We start from the raw sequence: 24,841 nt of genomic DNA on the forward strand, positions 1-24,841 counted from the left end.
GCGAAAATATTATGGAAAATCAACGCAGTGAAACAGTGATTTCGTTCGATCAGGTGCGTAAACGCTACCGCAATTATGAGGCGCTTAAGGGCGTTACGCTGGATATTTTTCGTGGTGAGTTTGTTGGCCTGTTAGGCCCTAATGGCGCAGGTAAAACCACTTTAGTGGAAATTCTTGAAGGGTTAAAACAACCGGACTCAGGATCGGTAACGGTGTTAGGTAAAAACTGGGCGCAGGATACCCCATTTTTACGTCGGCGATTATGCGGGGTGCTACAGGAAACGTTATTTATTAATAAGTTGCGTGTTGAGGAAACCCTGAACCTGTTTGGCAGTTTTTACGGTTGTCCGCGTCGTCGTACCGGTGAGGTGATGGAGCTGGTGGAGCTGACTGCCAGACGCCGTACCTTTGTGGAAGGCTTGTCGGGGGGAGAACGTCAGCGTCTGGCGCTGGGCGTGGCGATTCTTAACGAACCTGAAATCATGATCCTTGATGAACCCACGACCGGTCTGGATCCGCGAATTCGTCATGATACCTGGGACATTTTACGGCGTCTTAACCAGGAGAAGGGCGCGACGATGATCCTGACGTCTCATTATATGGAAGAAGCGGAGTACCTCTGCGGACGTATCTGCATCATGAATCAAGGGGAAATCCTGACGCAGGGCAGCATGACGCAGCTGTTGAAAAAACATTGCGATGGTGAAGTGGTTGAGTGCCGTACTGCGCAGCCTCAAAGGCTGGAAGCCATCAGGAAGCATGCTCAGGTACTGGAATACAACGTTAATGAGAAGGAAGGCAGAGTGAGTATGCTTATTGTAAATGCATCCAGCTTTATCAGTTATTTACTGGCCTTTACGCAGAAAGAGGGCGTGGAAATCGGTGAGCTGGTGGTGCGCAAAAAAACGCTTGATGATCTTTTTATGTCGCTGGCGGGGAGAGGCTTTCATGAATAATGCCCTGTTTAACCTGATGCTCACGCAGTTTCGGCAATATATACGCGAACCGCAAATCCTGTTCTGGTCGTTCGGGTTTCCGCTGTTGCTGGTGTGGTTGCTGGGGCTTTCTTTTTCTTCGCAAGACATTCCGGAACGGCGTATTGGCGTTGTGTTACCGCAGGATCGCGCCGCCGCCGCCCAGGTTCGCCAGTGGAGCGAGCAGCTGTCTGCTAACCCGCATCAATTATCCGGCGTTATCAATTTGCCTGAGGTTAAACGTCAACATCTGATAAAGGTGACTTATCGCGTAAGCTATTATCAGAATCGTGATGAGGTGATACTGGCGCTTAAACGCGGCGACATTCAAATGTTTGTGGAAGCGACGCAACCAAAAGAGGGGGATAACGCCGAGCCAAAGCGGATTTACTATCTTGATCCGCAGGATAACGAAGCGATGCTGTCATATTATTTATTGAATGAGAAAGAAAAGGGCGCGCAACAGCCGCAGGATAATAATCTTTCGGTGCTGGAAACCGCAGGGCTACGATACGTTGACTTTTTGGTGCCTGGGCTGCTGGCGATGGCGATCATGGAAACCTGTCTGATTGCCGTCGGCTGGGCGCTGGTGGAAAAACGTATTACCCGCGTGACGCGGCAGATGTGTATTACGCCAATGCGTAAATCGACCTTTTTGCTGGCACATATCGGCGCCTGTTTCCTGATTAACTTTATCGAAATTTTGATTATCAACCTGTTTGCCCGCGTCTATTTTGATGTGGAAATTCAGGGATCTTTTAACGCGTTTCTGCTGCTGCTGTTTGCAGGCAATGTCTGTTTCTCTGGGATGGCTGTATTAGCTTCTTCAAGAGCGATGAAAGCGCAAACGGCCAACGGTCTGCTTGAAGTGACTATTCTGATTCAGGTTTTGCTCTCTGGCATCTTTTTCAGTTATAAAAATTTCCCGCACTGGATGGCTTCCATTATTGAATATCTGCCATTAACTGTTTTGGCGGATGCGATGAGGAAGGTGTTTATTGAAGGCGCGCATGTGCAGCTGGTGATGCCTGCTACGTTGATGCTGTTGGGTTTTGGCTTGATTACCTTTATTATCGGAATGAGAATTTTCCGTTGGTATTAAAAAGAGGCGGGGCTTTCCCGCCTTCTCTATTACTGGCAGTCACGGTGCTGCCAGGCAAACTGCTGCTGATCCTGTAAAAAACCAGGGTAAAAAATGGTTCGTGGAAAAAACAGCCCCTTGTACCCGCTTTTTACGAAAGACTCCTCGGTGCTTTTTTCCAGCATAGAGTGTGTGGCCTGAGGATAGCGTTTTATTTCCAGTTTATTCGCCCGGTTTAAATATTGACGGTATACTTGTTCAGTATTGTTAATATCGACATTGATATCTTTACCACCGAGCGCCAAAAATACCGGAGAGCGTATAGCGTTAAGATCCTGCGTGGCATCGGCACGATAATTTTTATGCACGAAATGCCAGCGCTCGGCAGTAAAGTCGGCGGCGTCACCCTGTGTTTTCTGATACTGCTCAAAAGAAGCATTATTATTAAGTAGCGATAACACCTGCCGGTCGCGCTTTAATTCCATATCGATTTCATGCTGCGAGCGGCCTTGTTGTTTCATGCTGGCGATAGTATTATAGCGACCCTGTTGCAGCCAATTAATTGCAGGGGAAACCGCGATCATAAAACAGAGATCAGGATATCTGACCGCAACTTTTGGCATAACCCAGCCTCCCTGGCTGGCGGCCCATAGCGCGATGCGCTGGCCATCCAACTGCGGCTGGCCTTTTATCCAGTGAATAGCTGCCACTACTTCATCGGCACGATCATCCATGCTTTGCTGCAACCAGTTACCGGGTGCGCCGCCAACGCCAGGCTTATTCCATGACAAGGAGGCGAAGCCTGAACGCGCCAGCGCTTCCCAGATCGGCCGGTAAAAGCCACCATGCGTTGCGTTGATGGGGCCATCGCCATGGAGAAATATAACCACACCGGGTTTTCCATCCGCCAGCGGATGGCGTGGCATCGCCAGAATAGCATCAAGATTATTTGGCTGGTGAGAAATAGTGATGCTCTTTTCATTAAGCTGATAACTATTCTGATAGAGAATAATAGCCAGCACGGTTGAGCTTATGGCCAGAGTGCCTATCGTCTTCCTTTTTAATAAAAACCGCCTGATCAGTTTCATTGCTTTTATCTTAGGGGGAATGTAAAGGTACATTAATAAAAGCCATTAATCAGGTCAAGTACAAAGCGCCTTTGCACAGCAGTCAGAAATTAATTAATATTTAACGTTTTAATGCTTGCATTTAGCAATTTGCTGCGTACCCTGACTGGCGCAAGCCTTCCTGAACAGGTATACCGACCTGCCGAGAGGAAAGGTAACTTCTACTGAGCAGGATCATTATAAGCCAGGGGGGGCGTCGCCCTATAAATGACGGTGCGCTTAACGCCTACCGGATAAAAGTTTTCTTAACGCGTACAGAACAACGGAAGTAAGGTATCCAGATGCATGCGTAAATCGTATGCGTAACGATTGGCATCACCTGGTTAGCGTTCATCGGGATATCCGGATATATATAAGAGGTCGCCAGCCGGTCAAGGATCATAATGGCGAGCCCAGCAGCTATTAATAAAATATAAGCCAGCGGTAATTCCTTTTTTTACGTGCAAACAGCGATAACGTGTAAATAACATAAAGCAGAAGAATAAAATTAATGCCTGTTGCAATAAATAAATAGCTCGGTTGAGCAATTGACAGTTGACCTAACGTTTCCAGTCCGGTTTTTAACGTAACGGACAGAGAGGTGAAATAACCTTAGGAGACTAAAATCATATTGAGCTATGGCAGATATAGTAGGCCGCCTATTTTCCGGTACTGCTTTTGTTCACATTCAGGGCTGGCTACCCTGAGCGCCCTGGAACATCACCCCGACGGGCTTACCGCGAGTTTCCAATGCCATTTCCAGCGCTTTCATGGTGAGTCTGCTGTCTGGCGAGAACGACATTGCCCGGCCCACTGGTTTTCTTGCGAACAGGTCGAGAACAACGGCGAGGTACGCCCAGCGCTTACCCGTCCAGATATAGGTCACATCACCGCACCACACCACACCTGGTTTGGCTCTGTTACGGCGAACTGCCGCTCAAGGTGATTAGGGATAGCAACATGTTCATGACCACCACGCTTGTACTGGTGAGTTGGCTGCTGGCAACTCACCAGCCCCAGCTCTTTCATTAGCCTGCCTGCGAGCCAGCGCCCCATCTGGCAGCCTCTCTGGGTTGCCATTGTGGCGATGCTTCTTGCTCCGGCCGAACCGTGACTGATGCCATGCAGCTCAAGTACCTGACTTCGTAACATAGCCGTCTGCCGTCTGGTTTTTCAGGACGGTTTTTTCCAGTATTTATAGCTGCTGCGATGAACCCCGAACACATGGCAGAGAGTGGCCACAGGATAGCGCGCCCTGAGTTTCCCGATTATCGAGAACGGTTCAGGGAGTCTGACATCAAGAGCGCGGTAGCCTTTTTTAATATTTCGTTTTCCATTTCAATACGTTGTAACTTTTTCTTCAGTTCACGTATTTCGATTTGTTCCGGTGTTATCGGAGAGGCTTTTGGTGTATTGCCCTGACGCTCTTCACGCAGTTGCATGACCCATTTTGTCATCGTGGAAAGACCGACATCCATAGCCTTAGCGGCATCAGAGACGGTGTGGTTTTGATCGACAACCAACTGTACTCATTTAGAATGAAGATGGAAGTCTAATGTACTCACCTATGTACTCAATTTTCACTGCGCTTCTACGATATCACCTGAGACGATATGAAATGAAAAATCCACACAAGTGCGTGGATTTAATGGTTTTCTTTTATTGTTATGAGATTTAATAAAACCTCATGAGACAACAGATTTTATTTAGACGTTGAACAGGAAGTTCATCACATCGCCATCTTTAACGATATACTCTTTGCCTTCTGAACGCATCTTGCCGGCTTCTTTCGCGCCCTGTTCACCTTTGTAGGTAATAAAATCTTCAAAAGCGATGGTCTGCGCGCGGATAAAGCCTTTTTCAAAGTCAGTATGGATCTTACCGGCCGCCTGCGGCGCGGTGGCCCCGACAGGAATCGTCCAGGCGCGTACTTCTTTTACGCCTGCGGTGAAATAGGTCTGCAGATTCAGCAGCGCATAGCCGGCACGAATAACACGGTTCAGGCCCGGCTCTTCCAGACCCAGCTCCGCCATAAACTCGGCGCGCTCGTCATCTTCCAGCTCGGCGATATCAGATTCAACGGCGGCGCAAACCGGCACGACCACAGAACCTTCCTGTTCAGCGATAGCGCGTACCTGATCCAGATAAGGGTTATTCTCGAAGCCATCTTCATTCACGTTAGCGATGTACATGGTTGGCTTCAGCGTCAGGAAGCTCAGATAGCGGATCGCCGCTTTCTCTTCTTCATCCAGCGACAGGGCGCGCAGCATACCAGCATTTTCCAGGTGCGGCAGACACTTCTCCAGCACCGCCTGCTCCAGTTTGGCGTCTTTATCGCCGCCTTTGGCTTTTTTCTGTATGCGCTGCAGGGCACGTTCACAGGTATCCAGGTCGGAAAGCGCCAGCTCAGTATTAATGACGTCAATATCTTCCGCCGGGTTTACTTTGCCGGAAACATGAATGATATTATCGTTTTCAAAGCAGCGGACTACGTGGCCAATCGCTTCGGTTTCACGAATATTTGTCAGGAACTGGTTACCCAGGCCTTCACCTTTGGATGCCCCTTTTACCAGACCAGCAATATCAACAAATTCCATTGTGGTCGGGATAATACGCTGCGGCTTAACAATTTCCGCCAGCTGGTCGAGACGTGAATCAGGCATTGGCACCACGCCGGTATTAGGCTCAATGGTACAGAACGGGAAATTTGCTGCTTCGATGCCCGCTTTGGTTAACGCATTGAACAGAGTGGATTTACCCACGTTAGGCAGGCCCACGATACCGCATTTGAATCCCATGTTTGAATCACCTTAATTGCTGAGATAACCGGACAATAACCGTTGCCGGTAATGACATGAAAAATTTGCCGCTATTATACACGTAATTATGGCCCGGATGCGGCTGATTTCATCCTGAGCCAGTGGGAAAACGCGTTTTAAAACTGCAATTGTGCTGATTGTTGCTGATAATAAGAACGAGGCGTAACGAGAAGCGAGAGGCGCAACCAGTTTTCTATGATCAAGCTGCAACAGCCGCTGGAAATAATGTGCGATGTGCTGCATACGCCTGCTGGTCGTATCGTTGCGCTTGATCTGCACTATGATGAGCCGCATTCGGCCGCCTATCGTAGCGTAGTCGGTCGCCTGAAGCTGGAATCCCTCTCTACGGCGCAGCGGGAAGAGATGCTCATCCACCAACTGCTGAGCCTGGAAAGCATGTCCGCCTTGCTGCGTCAGCGCCAGTGGCTTTGTTGTATTACGCTCGATTTTGCGCTGGCGCAGCGGGTTACCGAATCGGCTTTTATACGCCATGCCCTACAACATCTGCCTTTTTTACGGCTGTCGTTATCTGAAGCTTTTCCCAACCTGCATGATGGCATCGATAATCCGTTAATCAGAACGCTGTCTGAGCAGATGAATATCTTATGGCTGAGCGATCTTGGCGCTGGCTACGCTAATCTGAATGCGGTGCAAAGCCATATTTTCGAGGCGGTGAGGCTGGACCGACGTTTTTTCGCCGAAAATGTGCATAAATCGATATTTATCGTGCTGCTGCGACAGATAATGCAAATGACTAACCGGCTGATTGTGGATGGGGTGGAAGACGAGGCGCAGCGGGTCATGCTGGAGCAGCAGGGCGTTTGGGCTTTGCAGAACTACCTGTACGCGCCGCTGCCGCTCAGCAAAATCGGTGACCTGCCGGATTAACGCAGCAGGTGTAACCTTAACTCGCTTTATAGCTATGCAGCCGGTTCATCGCCTTCAGCAAGTCATCTTTTAACCAGACTTCTGTACAGCGAGCTGCCTCATCAACCGCATTATTGATCAGCGTTTGCTCAGAGGTGGGCGGTTTACCCAGCACAAAACCCACCACCTTATTGCGATCGCCCGGATGACCAATACCAATGCGCAGGCGATGAAAGTTGGGATTATTGCCCAGTTTGCTGATGATATCTTTCAGCCCGTTATGGCCGCCATGTCCGCCGCCCAGCTTGAACTTCGCTACGCCTGGCGGGAGATCCAACTCATCATGGGCCACCAGAATCTCTTCAGGGGCAATGCGATAAAAGGTCGCCATCGCCGCCACCGCTTTACCGCTCAGGTTCATAAAGGTGGTTGGCACCAGCAGGCGCACATCTTTCCCCGCCACGTTAAGTCGTGCGGTATAGCCAAAAAACTTACTCTCTTCTTTCAGGGACTGATTATGGCGCTCTGCGAGTAAATCCACATACCAGGCACCGGCATTGTGGCGCGTTGCGGCGTATTCGGCGCCAGGGTTGGCAAGGCCAACAATCAGCTTAATCTCACTCACGGGGGTCTTTCCTGCTAAAAACCGAAGGGCGATAGTGTAGCGGCCTGCTGACAAGAATACAAAGCGGGTGAGGCTTTTAGTTACGGTAGTAAATAATATGTTTTCTATATAAATACATACGGTTATCAATAAATTTTATCGAACAGTAGTTAAAATGTGTGATCGTGCGCCCAACGGGCAGTTGGGTCATCTCCTAAGCTTAGGGTGGTTTAACAGTATGTGCTGTGCAGCCAAAAAAAGGAGGCAGGGGATGAAACGTAAAAACGCAATGATTGCAGGTAATGGTTTGATGGGGCTGGGGTTACTGACCATGATTGCAGGCATCGGCTATGCGGTACTAAACCAGCTGCCGCAGCTCCAGTTGCCTCCAATGCTAACGCCTCTCGCGATCCTGAGTATTTTTATTGGCGCACTGTTGTGGCTGGTGGGCGCACGTATTAGCGGACGTGAAAAAGTGGCCGATAAGTATTACTGGTTGCGTCACTGTGGCGATCAACGTTGCCGTCGTGCCTCTCATCAACGCCCCCATAGCCATTAAAGGTTAAGGTTCACCAGCGTCGCGCTCTGCGGCGCTGTGGTTTTTATCTCAATACGGTTGCGTCCACCCGCTTTAGCTTCATAAAGCGCTTTATCCGCCATCATCATCAATGACGAAAAGCTGTGGGTTTTGCCAGCCGCAATGCCGATACTTACCGTGTATTCAATATTATCCGGGCGAGAAACCATCGCCAGGAGCCGAATCTCTTCACATAAACTCCGCGCTTTCTCTACATCACCGACAAAAAGTGCGGCAAATTCCTCACCGCCCAGTCGGGAAAAGGTACATTCTGCGGGCAAAACTTTCTCTACGACGCGGCAAAAATCCAGCAGCACCCGATCGCCCTGATTATGGCCATACCGGTCGTTGATGCTTTTGAAATGATCCAGATCGAAGACCATGGCGACCAGAGGAAGCTGTTTCTGCATGCTTTTTTTCTCAGCAAGCCCCGCCTGGGCAAATAACGCACGGCGGTTCCAGACGCTGGTTAGGGGATCGCGTAACGAAGCCTGTTTATAGCGTATCTGCGTGCGCTCATTCACCATTGCCAGAATAGTGAATGTCAGGCCAATCACAAACAGCGTTGATTCCAGGATAACGTAGCTGGAAAACGGGCTATGTCCCATCGCATTGTGAGCGGAGGAGCCGCTGTCGAAACACATGCGCGAGAGATGAAACACCAGATGAAAGCAGAGCAGGAGCTGAGCTGGCCAGAAAGTGATCTGCAGGCAGGCGCGTGAACGGACCAGCATAATAATCAATGCAACGGTATAGCTGATGCACAGCAGGCAGCTCACCATAATGCGCTTTGGTATCGAGTAATAAAATGAAGGAAAACAGCAGAGCAGCGCCCAAAGCAGCGCACCAAACAGCCAGCTAATCCCGGGGCGAAACCCGGAAAACACGCGAAAGGCGTTCAGCCACATGCCATAGGCCAGCATCACTAACGTGTTGCCCACCGCCACCGGCAGGAACAGAAGACCATGATTACGCAGGCTGCCGAGCCATACCGAGATCATCATGGCGATAATTGCCACGGTGGTGAAGCCCAGCACGCGATCGTACTGCGCGCCGCTCCAGGCAAAAATCATAATTATGCTCAGAAAGCCCAGCACATAGAGTTCACAGATAAACAGTGTGTAGACATCAAGTGCCATAACGCGCTTCCCTATAAAAAAACCGCAGCAAAATATCATGACTCGCCGGTTGTAAAAAGCGCTTAACGCAGCGGTAAAAGAAATGCCATGAACTTTACGCGCTTTGCTGATTATCGATCGTGGAATTAGCTATAGGTGCCACAGGCTTATCAACAGATAGCGGCAGGACGGGAGAGTATAAAAAAAAACCGGGCCTGAGCCCGGTTTTTATCATTTTAGCGATTAATGTTCAAACATCGCAGAGATAGACTCTTCATTGCTAATGCGGCGAATCGCTTCAGCCAGCATGCCTGAAAGGGTCAGGGTACGCACATTAGGCAGCGCCTTGATCTCGTCAGCCAGTGGGATGGTATCGCAAACCACGACTTCATCGATCACTGAGTGACGCAGGTTTTCCGCTGCGTTGCCCGAAAAGATCGGATGCGTTGCATAGGCGAAAACACGTTTAGCGCCGCGCTCTTTCAGCGCTTCAGCTGCTTTGCACAGCGTGCCGCCGGTATCGATCATATCGTCAACCAGTACGCAGTCGCGGCCTGCCACGTCACCAATAATATGCATAACCTGAGAAACGTTAGCGCGCGGACGACGTTTATCAATAATGGCCATATCGGTATCGTTAAGCAGCTTGGCGATAGCACGGGCGCGAACGACGCCGCCGATATCCGGGGAAACCACAATCGGATTCTCCAGACCAATCTGCAGCATATCTTCCAGTAAAATTGGGCTACCGAATACGTTATCAACCGGAACGTCGAAGAAGCCCTGGATCTGTTCTGCGTGCAGGTCCACTGTCAGCACACGGTCAACGCCGACGCTGGAAAGGAAGTCCGCAACCACTTTAGCGGTAATCGGCACGCGCGCTGAACGAACGCGACGGTCCTGACGAGCATAGCCAAAGTAGGGGATTACAGCGGTAATACGACCAGCAGAAGCGCGACGCAGCGCGTCTACCATTACAACCAGCTCCATCAGGTTGTCATTGGTAGGGGCACAGGTGGACTGGATGATGAAAATATCGCCACCGCGTACATTTTCGTTGATTTGTACGCTCACTTCACCATCACTGAAACGACCGACGGCGGCGTCGCCCAGGCTGGTGTAAAGGCGGTTGGCAATACGTTGTGCTAGTTCCGGGGTGGCGTTACCAGCAAAAAGCTTCATATCAGGCACGAGAAGAACCTCAGGCTTTGCGTCCAGAGAATGCACACAGGCGAACGGCAACGGGCGCGCTATATCCGTCGCATGCGTGCATACGGGTGTATTAAAGCGTTCTGTGCAGCGTCAGGAACAGGGTGACACTGTCACATTACGCCAGGTGCCCTGAAAGAATGCGGTGAAGAGGCGAAAGGTTTACGCCTTGCGCCACGAATCCCTGCATCCAGTTCGGGGCCAGCTCAAGCACCTGACGGGCTGCGGACTCGGTGTCGAATTCTGCAAACACACAAGCGCCGGTTCCTGTCAGGCGCGACGGCGCGTATTCTAGCAGCCAGGAAACAAGCGCATCAACCTCGCGAAAACGTTTTCTTACGACTGCCTCACAATCATTGCTGAAAGGAGCCTGTAACAGCGCATCAAATGAGCGTACCGGTGAATTACGCATCAGTTCAGGATCGTTAAACACCAGCGGCGTAGAAACGGCAACGCCAGGGTGCGCCACCAGATACCATTTCTCTGCCGGTGCGACAGGCTGTAACGCTTCGCCCACCCCTTCGGCAAAGGCGGCATGACCGCGCACAAAAACCGGAACATCGGCACCCAGCTGCAGACCCAGCGCGCAAAGCGTTTCATTTTCCAGCCCGGTATTCCACAGGTGATTAAGCGCCACCAGTACTGTTGCAGCATTGGAAGAACCGCCGCCCAGCCCGCCGCCCATTGGCAAACGCTTGTCGATAGCGATATCTGCACCAGCCTGAGCCGGCAGCGTGCCGCGATCGGCAGCGGCGCGCATCAACAGTCGGGCGGCGCGCACAATCAGGTTATCTTCATGCGCTACGCCGGGAACCGGTGTTAATAAACGGATCTCGCCATGGGTCTGCGGTGTGATCCGCAGACTGTCGCCATAATCAAGAAACTGAAACAGCGTCTGCAGATTATGGTAGCCGTCAGGGCGACGGCCAGTGATATAGAGAAACAGGTTTAGCTTCGCCGGGGCGGGCCAGGTGGTAATCATTGTACAGTCCAGCTATCCATGCGCAGTTTAATACGTTTATCGCCTTGTTTTAGCTCAATGCTGGCAGGCAACGCCGGGTTAACCTTGTGGTCATAGCCCTGAATGGTAACGTCCCACTGCTGCCCGTTGCGGCTGTAGCTCAGCGTGCGCAGTTGATATTGATCGTCCAGGGTGAAATCAGTGGCATCGCCCGGCAGGCCGAGCATCCACTGACGCAGGTTCGCCAGCGGGATATCCATGCCGGTCAGCTGTGAGATCATTTTTTCAGCATCGTTGCTGACGTAGCGTTTGCCTTTATTATCCACTAACTGCACCGTTGCGCCCTGCGCATCCAGCTGCAGTTCGGTGCTGCCGAGCGGGTTGGTCAGCAACAGACGATAGCGGTCAGAGGCAGTTTGCTGCCAGTTAAAGCGCGCATAAACTTTTTGCTGGTCAGAAAGCCAGGCAAAAGCGCCGCGCGTTTGATACTGGGTGATTTTTTGTACTGCCTGCTGGTGTTGCTGCCACTGCAATGAGGTAGGACTTTGACCGGGGCCTTGAGGTTTATTGATGGTACAGGCCGCCAGCAATACGCTGGCAAGGGGAAGCAGCCGCAACGAGCGGCGGGTAAACAGATCAAACACCGGGTCATCTCCTCAAACACACTTTTTAGAGCCAAACGAGTAACGCTAATCATTCACTGGTTACCCGTCAACGTGGAATTATCGAAATTCAGTCTTATCAGCTATATCTTATTACAGTCATAGTCTTTGTATGGCTTTTCATGATCTCCCGCATCTTGTAGAATGCGCCTCATAAAACCCCAACAACATTGGGATAACCCGATCTGATTCACCATGACGCTGCTGGCCCTCGGAATAAATCATAAAACGGCACCTGTTGCCTTACGCGAAAGAGTTACCTTCTCGCCGGATACGCTGGATGAGGCTTTAAACAGCCTGCTGGCGCAGCCGATGGTGCAGGGGGGCGTTGTGCTGTCTACCTGTAACCGCACAGAACTCTATCTTAGCGTAGAGCAGCAGGAAAACCTGCATGAACGTCTGGTGCAATGGTTGTGTGAATATCATAACCTGCGCGAAGACGAAGTGCGCAAAAGCCTCTACTGGCATCATGACAATGAGGCGGTCAGCCATCTGATGCGCGTCGCCAGCGGACTGGATTCGCTGGTGCTTGGCGAACCCCAGATCCTCGGTCAGGTGAAAAAAGCCTTTGCCGATTCCCAGCGCGGCCATTCGCTCTCCAGCGAACTGGAGCGCATGTTTCAGAAAACATTCTCTGTTGCCAAACGGGTGCGCACCGAAACCGATATCGGCGCCAGCGCCGTCTCTGTTGCCTTTGCTGCCTGTACCCTGGCTCGCCAGATTTTTGAATCGCTCTCTACGGTTAACGTATTGTTGGTCGGCGCGGGAGAAACCATCGAGCTGGCGGCGCGTCACCTGCGCGAACACCATGTAAAAAAACTGATGATCGCCAACCGTACCCGTGAGCGCGCCCAGCTGCTGGCGAATGAGGTTAGCGCAGAAGTGATCGGCCTGGCGGATATCGATAGCCGTCTGGCGGAGGCGGATATTATTATCAGCTCCACCGCCAGCCCGCTGCCGATTATCGGACGCGGTATGGTGGAGCGGGCGCTGAAGGCGCGGCGCAATCAGCCGATGCTGCTGGTGGATATCGCCGTACCGCGCGATGTCGAGCCGGAAGTTGGCAAGCTCGCAAATGCTTATCTTTACAGCGTCGATGATCTGCAGGCGATTATTGAAAATAATATGGCCCAGCGGAAGGCGGCGGCCGTACAGGCCGAAACCATCGTTGCGCAGGAAAGCAGTGAATTTATGGCCTGGCTGCGCGCGCAAAGCGCGGTTGAGACCATTCGCGATTATCGTGAACAGGCGGCGCAGATACGCGCTGAGCTGGAAGCGAAAGCGCTGGCCGCGTTGCAGCAGGGCGCGGATGCGCAGGAAGTGCTGCATGATCTGGCCCACAAGCTAACCAACCGGCTGATTCACGCCCCTACTAAATCCCTGCAGCAGGCTGCACGCGACGGCGATGGCGAACGCCTGCAGATCCTGCGTGACAGCCTCGGGCTGGACTAGAACAATCCCACACCAATACAGGGTAAATCATACCAGATGAAGACTTCTATTGTTGCCAAACTGGAAGCCTTGCAGGAGCGCCACGAAGAAGTGGAAGCGATGCTTGGCGATGCCAGCGTCATCGCTGAGCAGGAGCGTTTCCGTGCGCTGTCGCGCGAATATGCCCAGCTTACCGACGTCAGCCAATGCTTCCGTCAGTGGCAGCAGGTGCAGGAAGATATCGCCACCGCCGAGCAGATGCTTAGCGACGCGGAAATGCGCGACATGGCAATGGACGAACTGAAAATCGCCCGCGCGCAGAGCGAAGAGCTGGAACAACAGCTGCAGGTGCTGCTGTTGCCGAAAGATCCCGACGACGAGCGCGATTGCTTTGTTGAAATACGCGCAGGCGCGGGCGGGGACGAAGCGGCTATTTTTGCCGGCGATCTGTTCCGCATGTATAGCCGCTTCGCGGAATCGCGGCGCTGGCGCGTTGAGGTGATCAGCGCAAACGAAGGCGAACATGGCGGTTATAAAGAGATGATCGCGCGCGTTAGCGGCGAAGGCGCTTACGGTCGGCTGAAGTTTGAGTCGGGCGGGCATCGCGTGCAGCGCGTACCGGAAACCGAATCTCAGGGCCGTATCCATACTTCCGCCTGTACCGTTGCGGTGATGCCGGAGCTGCCGGAAGCGGAGCTGCCCGATATTAATCCGTCCGATTTAAAAATTGATACTTTTCGCTCGTCGGGCGCGGGTGGTCAGCACGTTAACACCACCGATTCGGCTATCCGTATCACCCACTTGCCTACCGGCATCGTGGTGGAGTGTCAGGACGAACGTTCCCAACATAAAAACAAGGCCAAGGCGCTGTCGGTATTGGGCGCGCGTATCCATGCGGCGGAAATGGCCCGCCGTCACGAGCAGGAAGCCTCCACGCGTCGCAATTTGTTAGGCAGCGGCGACCGCTCCGATCGTATCCGGACCTATAACTTCCCGCAGGGACGTGTGACCGACCATCGTATCAACCTGACGATCTACCGCCTGGATGAGGTGATGGAAGGTAAGCTGGATAGCCTGATCGAACCGATTGTGCAGGAGCATCAGGCGGATCAGCTGGCTGCGCTTGCCGGGCAGGATTAATGGATATTCGCAGTTGGTTAAAAGCCGCCTGCGCCACGCTGTGCGGCGGCGAAAGTCCAAAGCGCGATGCCGAAGTGCTGCTCTGTTTTGTCACGGGAAAATCGCGCAGCTGGCTAATGGCCTTTGATGAGACACCGCTGGATGCGGCGCAGCTGGCGCAGCTCAATGCCCTGATCGCCCGGCGGGCCCGTGGCGAGCCGGTTGCGCATCTCACCGGCGAGCGCGAGTTCTGGTCGCTGCCGCTTACCGTTTCGCCGGTTACCTTAATTCCCCGTCCCGATACCGAAATTCTGGTGGAGCAGGCGCTGGCGCGTCTGCCTGATTGCGCCGTGGATATTCTCGATCTCGGCACCGGCACCGGCGCGGTGGCGCTGGCCATCGCCAGCGAGCGGCCCGATTGCCGGATTACTGGCGTGGATCGGGTGGCGGATGCGGTGGCGCTGGCGCAGCACAATGCGCAAAAGCTGCAGATCGCCAACGTCACCTTTTTGCTCAGCGACTGGTTTAGCGCGCTGAACGATCAAAAATTTGCGCTGATTGTCAGCAATCCCCCCTATATTGATGCCGCCGATGCGCACTTACAGCAGGGCGATGTACGCTTTGAGCCGCTCAGCGCACTGGTGGCACAGGAGCAGGGGCTGGCCGATATCCGACATATTGCCCATGCGGCACGGCATTATCTGCTGCCGGACGGGGCGATAATGCTGGAGCATGGCTGGCAACAGGGTGAGGCAGTGCGTACTATCCTCTCTGCTCAGGATTATCAGAACGTAAAAACCTGCCAGGACTATGCGGGTCACGATCGGGTGACGATCGCCAATTATTAAACAGGGAGATCATGATGGCTGCTTATTATGGCGTAATTAAACATTTCCATTTGCTCACCGTCGCCGTCACGGTGCTGCTGTTTATTCTGCGTTTTTTCTGGCTGCAACGCGGCTCAGCCATGATGTCGCAGCGCTGGGTGCGTATCGTGCCGCATATCAATGATACGCTGTTGTTTATTAGCGGGATAAGCCTGGTAATGATTACCCACTTCTATCCGTTTACGCCGCAGGGTTCCTGGCTGACGGAAAAGCTGTTTGGCGTTATTATCTATGTCGCCCTGGGCGTTGTGGCTTTTGGCCGTCGCCCGCGTGAGGCTAAAGTACGCTGGATTGCCTTTATCGTGGCGCTGGCAGTGCTGGGCATCATTATTAAGCTGGCCGTAACCAAACTGCCGCTTTTGGGGATTGTATGACATCAGTAACAAATATCGATTTTAGCGAAGCGCCGCTATGTGAAGCGGTAATCGCCACCTCGCGCGCTATCCGCCATGACTTTCCGGCAGATGCGGTTAACGCACAGCTGCAGGCGCTGGTAGAGGAAGCGCGGGACTACGTTTCAACGGTACAGGGGCCTGACTTTCAGCTGGAGAAGCTGCTGGAGCTGTTTTATAAAAAGTGGAAGTTTGGCGGTGCCAGCGGCGTCTACAAGCTTTCCGATGTGCTCTGGCTGGATAACGTATTGAATACGCGCCGGGGAACGGCGGTATCGCTCGGCGTGGTGCTGTTGCATATCGCGCATCAGCTGGAGCTGCCGCTGATGCCGGTAATTTTCCCGACGCAGCTGATTTTACGCGCCGACTGGATGGATGGCGAAATGTGGCTGATCAACCCTTTTAACGGTGACACGCTCAGCGAACATACGCTGGAAGTCTGGCTGAAAGGCAATATCAGCCCAACGGCAGAGCTGTACGACGAGGATCTGGATGAGGCGGAGTCATCAACCGTTATCCGCAAAATGCTGGATACGTTGAAAACCGCGCTGATGGAAGAGAAGCATATGGAGCTGGCGCTCAACGTCTGCAACCTGCTGCTGGAAATCGATCCGGACGACCCGTATGAAATTCGCGACCGTGGCCTGATCTACGCGCAGCTCGATTGTGAACACGTTGCCCTGACCGATCTGATCTATTTTGTTGAGCAGTGCCCGGAAGATCCGGTCAGCGAAATGATTAAAGTCCAGATCCATGCAATTGAACAGAAACAGGTGACGCTGCACTAAGCGGCGTAAGCCATTCAATGAAAAAAGGCGAAGGCATGAAAGAAAAAGTTGTCAGTATCGGTGATATTCAGGTCGCTAACGATCTGCCGTTTGTACTCTTTGGTGGAATGAACGTACTGGAGTCGCGCGATCTGGCGATGCGCATCTGCGAACACTACGTGACCGTGACCAATAAGTTGGGCATCCCTTACGTTTTCAAAGCCTCTTTCGATAAAGCTAACCGCTCATCCATTCACTCTTACCGTGGCCCAGGCCTGGAAGAGGGAATGAAGATTTTCCAGGAGCTGAAGCAAACGTTCGGCGTGAAAATCATTACCGACGTGCACGAAGCGTCACAGGCGCAGCCGGTTGCAGATGTGGTAGATGTGATTCAGCTGCCTGCATTCCTGGCGCGTCAGACCGATCTGGTTGAAGCGATGGCTAAAACCGGCGCGGTAATCAACGTGAAGAAGCCGCAGTTTGTCAGCCCGGGTCAGATGGGGAATATCGTCGAGAAGTTTGCCGAAGGCGGTAACGACAAGGTTATCCTGTGCGATCGCGGCGCCAACTTTGGTTATGACAACCTGGTTGTAGATATGCTGGGCTTCAATGTCATGAAGCGCGTCTCTAACAACAGCCCGGTGATCTTCGATGTAACCCATGCGCTGCAAACGCGCGATCCGTTTGGCGCTGCGTCCGGCGGTCGTCGTGCGCAGGTGGCAGAACTGGCGCGCGCCGGCATGGCGGTGGGCATCGCTGGTCTGTTTATCGAAGCGCATCCGGATCCGGCTAATGCGAAATGCGACGGTCCGTCCGCGCTGCCGCTGGACAAGCTGGAACCTTTCCTGGTGCAGATGAAAGCCATCGATGACCTGGTAAAAAGCTTCCCGGAGCTGGACACCAGCAAGTAATTGCCAGGCGTTCAGGATCAAAAAAGCAGCGGCCAAACCGCTGCTTTTTTATTGCTGCTGTTACGCGCTGGTGAGCGCCCGGACTACAGCATAATTGTCATCAGATAGCCGATAAATAACGCCAGATGCGCGCAGCCGTTCAATACATTGGTACGGCCGGTAGAGAACGAGATGTTACACAGGATCAGCACCGCGCCCATCATCACCATATGCGGCGGCTCCAGGCCAAAAATTAGCTCTTGTCCGGTCAGTGCGGCGATCAGCGTTACCGCAGGCACCGTGAGTGAGATGGTCGCCAGCACCGAACCAAAAAAGAGATTCATGGCGCGCTGCACCTGATTTGCCAGCACCGCTCTGATCGCGCCTAAACCTTCCGGCGATAAAATTAATAATGCGATCAGGAAACCGGTGAACTGTTTCGGCGCATCCAGCTCCGTCAGCAAATGTTCCAGCGGCCCGGCGTTCATTTTGGTTACGGTGATCACCGCTACAAGATGAATCACCAGCCAGATAGCGTGCCACAGGCTGCTGTGCGCGGAAGGTTTGCCATGATGCGGATCGTCATCATCGCCTTCATCCTCATGCTCATAAATAAACAGGCTCTGATGCGTTTTGGTCTGGATCAGCAGGAAAACGCCATACATGGCGGCAGAAATGGCGGAAATAATCAGTGCCTGAGTGGTGGTGAAATTGCCGTTCGGCAGGGCGTTAGGAAACACCAGCACCAGAATCGCCAGCGGGAAAATGGCAATCAGATACTGTTTCACACCGGCGAGGTTAACGTACTGCGTGGCAAATTTACGTCCGCCCAGCAGCAGTGCAAAACCCACCAGCCCGGCAGTGACAATCATAATGATCGAATAGAGCGTATCGCGCATCAGCGCAGGCGCTGCGTTGCCGGTTGCCATTAGGGCAGAAATTAAGCTGACCTCCAGAATCACCACTGACAGGCTCAGGATCAGCGAGCCGTAGGGTTCCCCCAGCCGGTGCGCCAGCACATCCGCGTGACGCACGACGCTAAATGCGCTACAGAGGATCCCTGCCAGCGCTAACAGATTAATTGAAACAACCAGCGGCATCGTATCTGCGTTACCGTACAGCCACAACACGGCCAGCGCAGCCAGAGGAAAAAAGAGTGAGTATTCGGTATGGCGGGTTTTCTTGCTGTCATGCGTACCCATAGGCAATATTATTCTCCTGTCTTAACGGTGCATCCCTTGTTACAGAAACCCAATGGTGAGCCTCTAAAGATTAAACGCTGTTATGTTTTTTACCAGCGCCCACAGTGTAATGACTCTGAATAAATGCGCATTGTTTTTTACTTTCTTTTACTTGTTCTCACAAATGGCATGATAAAGGGCGTTTTTAAATGATTTCCCTTTAAAGCACTTCTTTATCAGTTAGTTAAATTATTGTTAGGCAAAATAAATAAAACCTTTTCAGCGGGAAAGAGCCATGAAATCGGTATTTATGGCAGTTCTGCTGTGGAAAAAATCCGCGAGCGCTGGTCTGGACAGTTTGCGCAAAAAACAATGCCAGGCCACACTTAAACTCACTCATACAGGAGGAAATATGCCTTATAAAACCACAGCTTCACTGCCGGACAACGTAAAAAACGTTCTGCCTGCCCATGCTCAGGAAATTTATCAGGCAGCTTTCAACAGCGCCTGGGATGAATATAAGGATAAAAAGCAACGCCGTGACGATGAATCACGGGAGGAAGTCGCGCATAAGGTGGCATGGGCAGCGGTAAAAAATAAATATGAAAAGGGCGATGACGATAAGTGGCATCCCAAAAAGTAGGCTAAGCGCCGGGTACGCCGCGCCGCGCGCCCGGCCCGCATCGGCTGCACTCTGCTTCCCGCCGTGAGTCGCATCAACTGCTGAAAAAATTTCCCTTAAATCCCTCAAGACTTGCGCTAAGCCGCCGATGCTTTTTATAACATCGTACTCTTATGTGATCGGCTTCACGCTTGCAAGCGCTGGCGGAAATGAATAAGGTCTTTTTAATCCTGACGAAACCACAGCGAAGCTATCGGCAACGAAATAAAAGCGGTTCGACAGAGGAAAGAAAGGTAAGGCTAAGGAGGTAAGGTTGTTAACACGCGAATTCTTATTAAAAGCAGACTGTAAAACCGCTTTTGGCGAAATTGAGGAGTCGCTGTTATGGACCTGTGAACAGCGCGCGGCATCGCTGGCAGCGACGCTGGCCTGTCGGCCTGATAACAGTCCGGTATGGATTTTTGGTTACGGCTCCCTGATGTGGAATCCGGTTTTTGAAGCGGAAGAGGTGGCGGCGGCGACGCTGCACGGCTGGCATCGCGCTTTTTGCCTGCGGCTAACGGTGGGACGCGGAACGGCACAGCAGCCCGGACGGATGCTGGCGTTAAAAGAGGGCGGCATTACCAGCGGGCTTGCTTTTCGGCTGCCCAACGATCGCCTGCATGAAGAGCTGGAGCTGCTGTGGAAGCGGGAAATGGTGACCGGCTGCTATTTACCCAGCTGGCGCGAACTGACGTTGAAAGATGGCCGTCGCGTCACGGCGCTGGTATTTATTATGGATCCGCGGCATCCCCTGTATGAAGCGGACACCTGCTCAAAGACTATCGCGCCGCTGATTGCACATGCCAGCGGGCCGCTGGGCACCAATGCACAGTATCTGTTTTCCCTGGCGCAGGAGCTGCATCAGCGCGGTATGGAAGATACCGCGCTGTCCGATCTTGCCAGGCAGGTGCGCGAACTTCAGGTCTCGCATCACAGCTTACAGGGCTAGCCTGACAGATTATTTGCTGCGCGCCGGATTAATGAGCCAGGTGCCGGCGCGATTAATCTCCAGCTGCTGGCTGTGTACGCTATCCTCCTGATGCACTTCAATCAGATAACGGCCTGCGGCCAGGTTAAGCGCCGCATAGCCGTTATTGCTCGGCTTCACGTCCAGCGTTTCTCCGTTCAGGCTGACCGTTTCATTACTGCGCAAGCGGAGATAAACCGTGGCCATTGTCGGCCCGCTGCCCTGCGGCTGCTGTTGCGCCGCATCGGTTGTCGCGTTGCTCTCACGGGCGGTGCTGGTCTGCTTATTGCCGCCGCTGTTCACCAGAACGGCGATAGCGATCACCGCCAGCAACGCGCCGCCGCTCAACAAAATTAACGGCAGCGAAACACGACGCGGCGTGCGCGGCGTTAATGGCTCGGCGCTGGAAGCACCATGATTGACCGCCAGTACTACCGGCTCCGGCGTGGTGGCTGCTTCCGGCTCTTTCTCCTGAACCGCATTTACGGCGCTGACCAGCTGCTGTACATCGCTGACCGGCAGGGAAATAAGCGTCGCCAGCTCATCAACGGACTGCGGACGATCGGAAGGCTTCATCATCAGAGCGCGATCCACGGCATGCAGCAACGACAGGGAATAACCTGCGGGCTGACGCTGCGCCAGCGGCTGATAGTGGTCCTCGATACAGCGCACCACGCTGGCTGGCGGCGGGCTGCCGGTTATCAGCGTATGTAGCACCGCGCCCAACGCATAAATGTCGGTCCAGGGGCCCTGTTCGCTATCGGTCTCTTCGCTGTACTGCTCGATGGGCGCGAAGCCAGGCTTCAGCATGATCTCCGTTTCGTCAGAAAGGTTACCGATCTCTTTGCGCGCCGAGCCAAAATCAAGCAGTACCGGCAGCTGGTTATCCTGGATTTGAATATTATCCAGCGCAATATCACGATGCAGATAGCCCGCCTGATGAATGGTGCCAATTGCGCCAAACAGCGGAGGCAGCAGCTGACGTATCCACTCTTCATTAATGGTATCGGGATGCTGCTGTTGCCACGCTTTTAACGACATGCCGCTATACCAGAGCGTGCCCATATAGGCGGTGCCGTTCTCTTCCCAGAAACGCAGCACATGCAGCAGTCCGGGATGGTTAAAGCGCGCCAGCAGACGCGCCTCCTGAATAAAACTGCTCAGCCCGGCGTTGTACAGCTTGCCGAATCGCTCGCTGCGCAGGCCAAGCGAAAGATCGTCATTGCGTATCGCCAGCGACGCCGGCATATACTCTTTAATGGCGATGGTGCGCTCCAGCAAATGATCCCACGCGCGGTAGACAATGCCGAAACCGCCGCCGCCAATCACATCCTTGATTTCAAATTCATTGAATCGATGACCCGCCGGGAGGGCGCCAGCCACCATATTCTGTTCTTCATTTGCCGACATAGTTACCACTCTCTGAGCGTTTACGGCCTGTTTACTGCAGGCACGCGCCTGCGTTTAATTTAAGGTGCGGTATGCGCCAATCGCCGGATCGGCGAGGTCGGGATGCAGCGCATCCACCAGCATAACGTTTATCTTTTGTTTGGCGGGCAGCATACCGGACCAGGTTTTGCGCACCGCGTTCACCCGCGCCCGGACCGCCGTAAGGTCCTGGGCCGTGCTTTTATCCATTTTTATCAGCAGCGTGCCGCTGAACTGCCACACATGAAGATGATTATCAAAAGGCAGGATCAGCCAGCTATCTTCCGCGCTGGTATTGGTCACCACCATGCGCTGGTTATTGATATTTACCATGCTTAGCGTGGCGTTGTCCGGCTTCAGACCGATCAGCGGATAACCCTGCCAGAAATTCACTGTGACCGGCTCGCTTTTGCCGTTGTTCACCAGCGTTAGCTCGCTGGCGCCCTCCAGCCAGCCCTCGGTCGAGCAGCTCAGGTTGCGATTATCGGGAATAAACATCGACTGACCGTTATCGTCCCACCAGGTGCGGAAATGGCAGCCGCCCGGCAGTTCGAAGTGCTGTAGCGGCTCCGTGTTGGCAGGGCGAGAGAGATCGAGCGGAGCAGCATTATTGGCGTTTGCCGTCGCGGTTGCATCAGCGGTAACGATGGGCCGCCAGTTTTGTGCTTTCACTGCGGTTCCGCTGGCCAGCGCCGCACCCTGGCTATCCATCATCTCCCACGGCAGCTCCTGCAATTTTCCACACTGATTAGCCAGCAGGGTACCGACGCGGGGCAAAAAGGAGGTTAACACCGTGGAATCTTTGCTTTCGCCGGAAACAATGCGCAGATGCAGCGTTTCCTTACACCAGTCCTGCGGCGCATTGCTGGCGACATTATCAATAAACACCTCCAGTGCCATGCTGGGGGAGTAAACCACGCGATAATTCTCGGCGTTGGCGGCGGAGGCCACGAAAAGCGCCATAACGCCATGCAGCCAAATAACTGCTTTATGGCCAGTCACCCCGGCGCGCAGGGCATGGTGGCAGAGGCGTAATGCGCCCCGCGTTACAGTTAACGCAGAACAATCTGTCAGGAACGACGTTGTGTGCGTGTTTACCATCGGGCCGGACACCCGGCGCAGGCACTTGGTCAGCAATTTCATAACGCTCCTTGAAATTAATCGCGAGGCGGCAACAGGCGTGCCGAATCAGCCAGCGACTGTAATAATGTCGTCTCCTGCGGCGACCCGACCCAAATGGCGATGGCGCTCAGGTTATCGTTTTTGCGGGCCCGGTCGATGGCCTGCTGCATCAGCGTTAACCACTCCTCGCAGCTGTTTACCATGCGCAGCGCCTGCTCCATTTCAGCGGTGGCCAGATGAAGCCAAAAGCCATCGCTGCACACTAAAAAGGCATCGCCATCCTCCAGCGTAATCACCTCGCTGTGGCTGACCTCGCGCATCGCTTCTGCCCCGAGCGCATTATAAAGTAAATTACTGTTAATGCCGGTATTTTCATAACCTGCATCCTTCATTCGCTGCGCCAGACTGTGGTCGTGCGTCACCTGTTTCAGGTAGCCACGGCGGAAATGATAAATGCGGCTATCCCCAGCGTGCGCCCACCATGCCAGCTGTTGAGTCCGGTCAATAAACAGCGCGGCGAGGGTAGTGCTCATACGCTGTAATTTCGGATTTATCTGCTGTGCTTCGCGGATAGCGCGATCGCTTTTTTCAATTGCCTGATAGCTCGCCTGAATGGTGAACGCCGGAAGCGAACTCAGCGTATCCAGCAGCGTATCGCAGGCGATGCGCGCCGCCTGCTCGCCGCCGGGCAGACCGGCCACGCCATCGCACACCGCAAAGCAGGCGTTTTGTTCAGTCAGCAGATGGCCTACCCGATCCTGATTGTTCGTACGCTCGCCCTGTTGCGAGGTAATGGCAAAGGCGATATTCATTCGTTCTCCGTTCGCGTCTGAGAGTCTTTGTACTGATTCACTTCCATGTCATAGGCGTGCAAAAAGGCTTCGCCAAACAGGGAGTGAAAATCATCCTCCAGCTCGCCGGCGGTGCGCTGGTAGCTGCGCATAAAATAGTCCCACAGCGCCGCTTTACGATGCGCGGTAAAAGGCATTTTTGGCAGTTGTCCATCCTGACGCGCATTCTCTTCCAGCCGCTGCGGATTAAATGACTGCAGCATGGCGGCGATGATCGCCCGGATCCCGGCGATCATACCGAGCTGATGCGCCTGTAAATCCACCAGCGCATCGCGAACCGCCTGTTCCGGCTGCATAAAGCCTGGCATCTGGCTCTGGTACATCTGCATCAGCACCGTTTTGCCCGACGGTAAAATTTTAAAGGGATTGTTGGCTTCATTCAGAATCATGGTCATTTCAGCCTTAACCCCACGCTTAAGAATCGAGCGCGAAGAGAGCAGAGCGACAGTACCCTGAGAAAACAGGCTTAGCATGCGGCCCGTCATCCGCATCTGCTCTTCAGTCAATGCATCCTTGCCATGATTATCCAGCCCCATCCCATCCAACAGCGCCTGAATCAGCCGACCATCGCTGCATGGCTGCATGCCTTCAGCGCCTTCTGCCTGCTCGCTGCGGTCGCGCGGCAGCGGGTCGATATCCAGCCGTGCGCCGCTGTGCGCGTTTGTCCGGCTGGAAGCGCTGTCGCTCGCGGCAACGGGCTCCAGCGTGGAGGTCACCAGCGGAGAATAATCATAGTGCGCCATCCCCAGCGGATCGGAGCTCTGTGCGTTTTGCTGAAACAGCGAGAGCGGATCAAAGCTGCTGGCCAGATTCTCGCTGACGATATCATGGCGCGGATCGCGCACATCAATTTGATACTCGCCGATGGTCAGGGTATCGCCGTGCTGCAGCAGAACCTGACTGTCGCGATCCAGCGGGCGTCCATTTAACACCACGCTGGTGACGCTGCCGTGATTGGTTAATCGACATTCACCCTGCGCTGAAACATGAACCACCGCCTGCAGGCGGGAAATGGCACGCGCTTCATCCGGCAGGACTAAATCATTGTCCTGACTGCGGCCAATGGTCCCGCCGGGGGGTAAAAAGTCGACCGTCTGATAGGGCACGCCTGTCTGTTGCACAATGGTAAATCGCATGATGATTCCTGCATCAAAAGTCGGGACA

General features: G+C 53.4%; 24 protein-coding genes and 2 pseudogenes. 12 read left to right on the top strand and 14 right to left on the bottom strand.

What is annotated here, in order from left to right; genetic code table 11:
* The first annotated feature begins 11 nt into the window (after positions 1–11).
* The gene (locus ACQE3Y_RS10120) at positions 12–956 is read left to right on the top strand and encodes an ABC transporter ATP-binding protein (protein ID WP_426981577.1); all 945 of its coding nucleotides are present in this window, start codon (positions 12–14) and stop codon (positions 954–956) included.
* Positions 949–2,076, top strand: coding sequence for an ABC transporter permease (locus tag ACQE3Y_RS10125; RefSeq protein WP_426981578.1), 1,128 nt, complete (start codon positions 949–951; stop codon positions 2,074–2,076). Before ACQE3Y_RS10120 ends, ACQE3Y_RS10125 begins: the two co-directional genes overlap by 8 nt.
* A gap of 29 nt (positions 2,077–2,105) precedes the next feature.
* Here the strand turns inward: ACQE3Y_RS10125 and ACQE3Y_RS10130 are convergent, their stop codons facing one another.
* The 4 genes and pseudogenes from ACQE3Y_RS10130 to ychF form a co-directional block, all read right to left on the bottom strand.
* Positions 2,106–3,077, bottom strand: a complete 972-nt coding sequence (locus ACQE3Y_RS10130) for an alpha/beta hydrolase family protein (protein WP_426981579.1) — start codon at positions 3,075–3,077, stop codon at positions 2,106–2,108.
* A gap of 331 nt (positions 3,078–3,408) precedes the next feature.
* A pseudogene (locus tag ACQE3Y_RS10135) lies at positions 3,409–3,606 on the bottom strand (DUF2569 family protein); the annotation flags it as partial.
* A gap of 252 nt (positions 3,607–3,858) precedes the next feature.
* Positions 3,859–4,684: pseudogene (locus ACQE3Y_RS10140) on the bottom strand (IS3 family transposase); the annotation flags it as partial.
* A 183-nt stretch (positions 4,685–4,867) separates the two neighbouring features.
* Positions 4,868–5,959, bottom strand: a complete 1,092-nt coding sequence (gene ychF / locus ACQE3Y_RS10145) for a redox-regulated ATPase YchF (protein WP_426972812.1) — start codon at positions 5,957–5,959, stop codon at positions 4,868–4,870.
* Between the two features lie 216 nt (positions 5,960–6,175).
* Between ychF and ACQE3Y_RS10150 the strand changes: the two genes are divergently transcribed.
* Entirely contained in the window at positions 6,176–6,868 is a 693-nt protein-coding gene (locus ACQE3Y_RS10150) for an EAL domain-containing protein (RefSeq protein ID WP_426972810.1), read from the top strand.
* A 16-nt stretch (positions 6,869–6,884) separates the two neighbouring features.
* Here ACQE3Y_RS10150 and pth read toward each other — a convergent pair whose 3' ends face one another.
* Positions 6,885–7,472: an aminoacyl-tRNA hydrolase gene (gene pth / locus ACQE3Y_RS10155; RefSeq protein WP_426981580.1), complete on the bottom strand. Its 588-nt coding sequence runs from the start codon at positions 7,470–7,472 to the stop codon at positions 6,885–6,887.
* Between the two features lie 250 nt (positions 7,473–7,722).
* On the opposite strand from pth, the gene ychH reads away from it, so the two are divergent.
* Positions 7,723–8,010 carry a stress-induced protein YchH gene (ychH, locus tag ACQE3Y_RS10160; RefSeq protein WP_250652519.1) on the top strand — a complete coding sequence of 96 codons (288 nt, stop codon included), beginning with the start codon at positions 7,723–7,725 and terminating at the stop codon, positions 8,008–8,010.
* Here the strand turns inward: ychH and ACQE3Y_RS10165 are convergent.
* From ACQE3Y_RS10165 to lolB, 4 genes are all read right to left on the bottom strand, one after another.
* Complete coding sequence (locus tag ACQE3Y_RS10165; protein ID WP_426972804.1) at positions 8,007–9,167, bottom strand: diguanylate cyclase; 1,161 nt, start codon at positions 9,165–9,167, stop codon at positions 8,007–8,009. The genes ychH and ACQE3Y_RS10165 overlap by 4 nt on opposite strands.
* Positions 9,168–9,389: 222 nt before the next feature.
* The gene (gene prs / locus ACQE3Y_RS10170; protein WP_038626473.1) at positions 9,390–10,337 is read right to left on the bottom strand and encodes a ribose-phosphate diphosphokinase; all 948 of its coding nucleotides are present in this window, start codon (positions 10,335–10,337) and stop codon (positions 9,390–9,392) included.
* A gap of 136 nt (positions 10,338–10,473) precedes the next feature.
* Positions 10,474–11,337: a 4-(cytidine 5'-diphospho)-2-C-methyl-D-erythritol kinase gene (gene ispE / locus ACQE3Y_RS10175; RefSeq protein WP_426981581.1), complete on the bottom strand. Its 864-nt coding sequence runs from the start codon at positions 11,335–11,337 to the stop codon at positions 10,474–10,476.
* Positions 11,334–11,951 (bottom strand): lipoprotein insertase outer membrane protein LolB, encoded by a 618-nt coding sequence (gene lolB / locus ACQE3Y_RS10180; RefSeq protein ID WP_250652715.1) that lies wholly within the window; start codon positions 11,949–11,951, stop codon positions 11,334–11,336. Before lolB ends, ispE begins: the two co-directional genes overlap by 4 nt.
* 222 nt (positions 11,952–12,173) lie before the next feature.
* Between lolB and hemA the strand changes: the two genes are divergently transcribed.
* The 6 genes from hemA to kdsA are packed head-to-tail and all read left to right on the top strand — an operon-like array spanning position 12,174 to position 17,485.
* The gene (hemA, locus tag ACQE3Y_RS10185) at positions 12,174–13,430 is read left to right on the top strand and encodes a glutamyl-tRNA reductase (protein ID WP_426981582.1); all 1,257 of its coding nucleotides are present in this window, start codon (positions 12,174–12,176) and stop codon (positions 13,428–13,430) included.
* A gap of 36 nt (positions 13,431–13,466) precedes the next feature.
* Entirely contained in the window at positions 13,467–14,549 is a 1,083-nt protein-coding gene (gene prfA, locus ACQE3Y_RS10190) for a peptide chain release factor 1 (protein WP_085071902.1), read from the top strand.
* Positions 14,549–15,376, top strand: a complete 828-nt coding sequence (gene prmC, locus ACQE3Y_RS10195; RefSeq protein ID WP_426972800.1) for a peptide chain release factor N(5)-glutamine methyltransferase — start codon at positions 14,549–14,551, stop codon at positions 15,374–15,376. The genes prfA and prmC overlap by 1 nt, the downstream gene beginning before the upstream one ends.
* A 14-nt stretch (positions 15,377–15,390) precedes the next feature.
* Positions 15,391–15,789: a SirB2 family protein gene (locus ACQE3Y_RS10200; protein WP_250652716.1), complete on the top strand. Its 399-nt coding sequence runs from the start codon at positions 15,391–15,393 to the stop codon at positions 15,787–15,789.
* Positions 15,786–16,595 (top strand): invasion regulator SirB1, encoded by an 810-nt coding sequence (gene sirB1, locus ACQE3Y_RS10205; RefSeq protein ID WP_426972798.1) that lies wholly within the window; start codon positions 15,786–15,788, stop codon positions 16,593–16,595. The genes ACQE3Y_RS10200 and sirB1 overlap by 4 nt, the downstream gene beginning before the upstream one ends.
* Before the next feature lie 35 nt (positions 16,596–16,630).
* Positions 16,631–17,485: a 3-deoxy-8-phosphooctulonate synthase gene (kdsA, locus tag ACQE3Y_RS10210; protein ID WP_085072369.1), complete on the top strand. Its 855-nt coding sequence runs from the start codon at positions 16,631–16,633 to the stop codon at positions 17,483–17,485.
* A gap of 83 nt (positions 17,486–17,568) precedes the next feature.
* On the opposite strand, the gene chaA is transcribed toward kdsA, so the two are convergent.
* Positions 17,569–18,666: a sodium-potassium/proton antiporter ChaA gene (gene chaA, locus ACQE3Y_RS10215; RefSeq protein WP_426981671.1), complete on the bottom strand. Its 1,098-nt coding sequence runs from the start codon at positions 18,664–18,666 to the stop codon at positions 17,569–17,571.
* A 391-nt stretch (positions 18,667–19,057) separates the two neighbouring features.
* Between chaA and chaB the strand changes: the two genes are divergently transcribed.
* Both chaB and ACQE3Y_RS10225 read left to right on the top strand, forming a co-directional pair.
* A complete protein-coding gene (chaB, locus tag ACQE3Y_RS10220; protein ID WP_426981672.1) occupies positions 19,058–19,288 on the top strand; it encodes a putative cation transport regulator ChaB in 231 nt (76 codons plus the stop codon).
* A 292-nt stretch (positions 19,289–19,580) separates the two neighbouring features.
* On the top strand, positions 19,581–20,258 hold the full coding sequence (locus tag ACQE3Y_RS10225) for a gamma-glutamylcyclotransferase (RefSeq protein ID WP_426972797.1): 678 nt from the start codon (positions 19,581–19,583) through the stop codon (positions 20,256–20,258).
* A 9-nt stretch (positions 20,259–20,267) separates the two neighbouring features.
* Here ACQE3Y_RS10225 and ACQE3Y_RS10230 read toward each other — a convergent pair whose 3' ends face one another.
* The 4 genes from ACQE3Y_RS10230 to tagH form a co-directional block, all read right to left on the bottom strand.
* Positions 20,268–21,686, bottom strand: a complete 1,419-nt coding sequence (locus tag ACQE3Y_RS10230; protein WP_426981583.1) for a serine/threonine protein kinase — start codon at positions 21,684–21,686, stop codon at positions 20,268–20,270.
* Between the two features lie 54 nt (positions 21,687–21,740).
* On the bottom strand, positions 21,741–22,667 hold the full coding sequence (locus ACQE3Y_RS10235) for a hypothetical protein (protein WP_426973075.1): 927 nt from the start codon (positions 22,665–22,667) through the stop codon (positions 21,741–21,743).
* 194 nt (positions 22,668–22,861) lie between these two features.
* On the bottom strand, positions 22,862–23,638 hold the full coding sequence (locus ACQE3Y_RS10240; protein WP_426981584.1) for a PP2C family protein-serine/threonine phosphatase: 777 nt from the start codon (positions 23,636–23,638) through the stop codon (positions 22,862–22,864).
* Positions 23,635–24,813 carry a type VI secretion system-associated FHA domain protein TagH gene (gene tagH, locus ACQE3Y_RS10245; RefSeq protein WP_426981585.1) on the bottom strand — a complete coding sequence of 393 codons (1,179 nt, stop codon included), beginning with the start codon at positions 24,811–24,813 and terminating at the stop codon, positions 23,635–23,637. Before tagH ends, ACQE3Y_RS10240 begins: the two co-directional genes overlap by 4 nt.
* Positions 24,814–24,841: the final 28 nt, after the last annotated feature.

The organism is Pantoea sp. FN0305 (assembly GCF_050113845.1).
GTDB lineage: Bacteria > Pseudomonadota > Gammaproteobacteria > Enterobacterales > Enterobacteriaceae > Mixta > Mixta alhagi.

Coding starts and splice junctions, on each gene's coding strand:
- ACQE3Y_RS10120 (WP_426981577.1), top strand. CDS start 12: ATGGAAAATCAACGCAGTGAAACAGTGATTTCGTTCGATCAGGTGCGT.
- ACQE3Y_RS10125 (WP_426981578.1), top strand. CDS start 949: ATGAATAATGCCCTGTTTAACCTGATGCTCACGCAGTTTCGGCAATAT.
- ychF (WP_426972812.1), bottom strand. CDS start 5,959: ATGGGATTCAAATGCGGTATCGTGGGCCTGCCTAACGTGGGTAAATCC.
- ACQE3Y_RS10150 (WP_426972810.1), top strand. CDS start 6,176: ATGATCAAGCTGCAACAGCCGCTGGAAATAATGTGCGATGTGCTGCAT.
- ychH (WP_250652519.1), top strand. CDS start 7,723: ATGAAACGTAAAAACGCAATGATTGCAGGTAATGGTTTGATGGGGCTG.
- ACQE3Y_RS10165 (WP_426972804.1), bottom strand. CDS start 9,167: ATGGCACTTGATGTCTACACACTGTTTATCTGTGAACTCTATGTGCTG.
- ispE (WP_426981581.1), bottom strand. CDS start 11,337: ATGATTACCACCTGGCCCGCCCCGGCGAAGCTAAACCTGTTTCTCTAT.
- hemA (WP_426981582.1), top strand. CDS start 12,174: ATGACGCTGCTGGCCCTCGGAATAAATCATAAAACGGCACCTGTTGCC.
- prfA (WP_085071902.1), top strand. CDS start 13,467: ATGAAGACTTCTATTGTTGCCAAACTGGAAGCCTTGCAGGAGCGCCAC.
- prmC (WP_426972800.1), top strand. CDS start 14,549: ATGGATATTCGCAGTTGGTTAAAAGCCGCCTGCGCCACGCTGTGCGGC.
- ACQE3Y_RS10200 (WP_250652716.1), top strand. CDS start 15,391: ATGGCTGCTTATTATGGCGTAATTAAACATTTCCATTTGCTCACCGTC.
- sirB1 (WP_426972798.1), top strand. CDS start 15,786: ATGACATCAGTAACAAATATCGATTTTAGCGAAGCGCCGCTATGTGAA.
- kdsA (WP_085072369.1), top strand. CDS start 16,631: ATGAAAGAAAAAGTTGTCAGTATCGGTGATATTCAGGTCGCTAACGAT.
- chaA (WP_426981671.1), bottom strand. CDS start 18,666: ATGGGTACGCATGACAGCAAGAAAACCCGCCATACCGAATACTCACTC.
- chaB (WP_426981672.1), top strand. CDS start 19,058: ATGCCTTATAAAACCACAGCTTCACTGCCGGACAACGTAAAAAACGTT.
- ACQE3Y_RS10230 (WP_426981583.1), bottom strand. CDS start 21,686: ATGTCGGCAAATGAAGAACAGAATATGGTGGCTGGCGCCCTCCCGGCG.
- ACQE3Y_RS10235 (WP_426973075.1), bottom strand. CDS start 22,667: ATGGCGCTTTTCGTGGCCTCCGCCGCCAACGCCGAGAATTATCGCGTG.
- ACQE3Y_RS10240 (WP_426981584.1), bottom strand. CDS start 23,638: ATGAATATCGCCTTTGCCATTACCTCGCAACAGGGCGAGCGTACGAAC.
- tagH (WP_426981585.1), bottom strand. CDS start 24,813: ATGCGATTTACCATTGTGCAACAGACAGGCGTGCCCTATCAGACGGTC.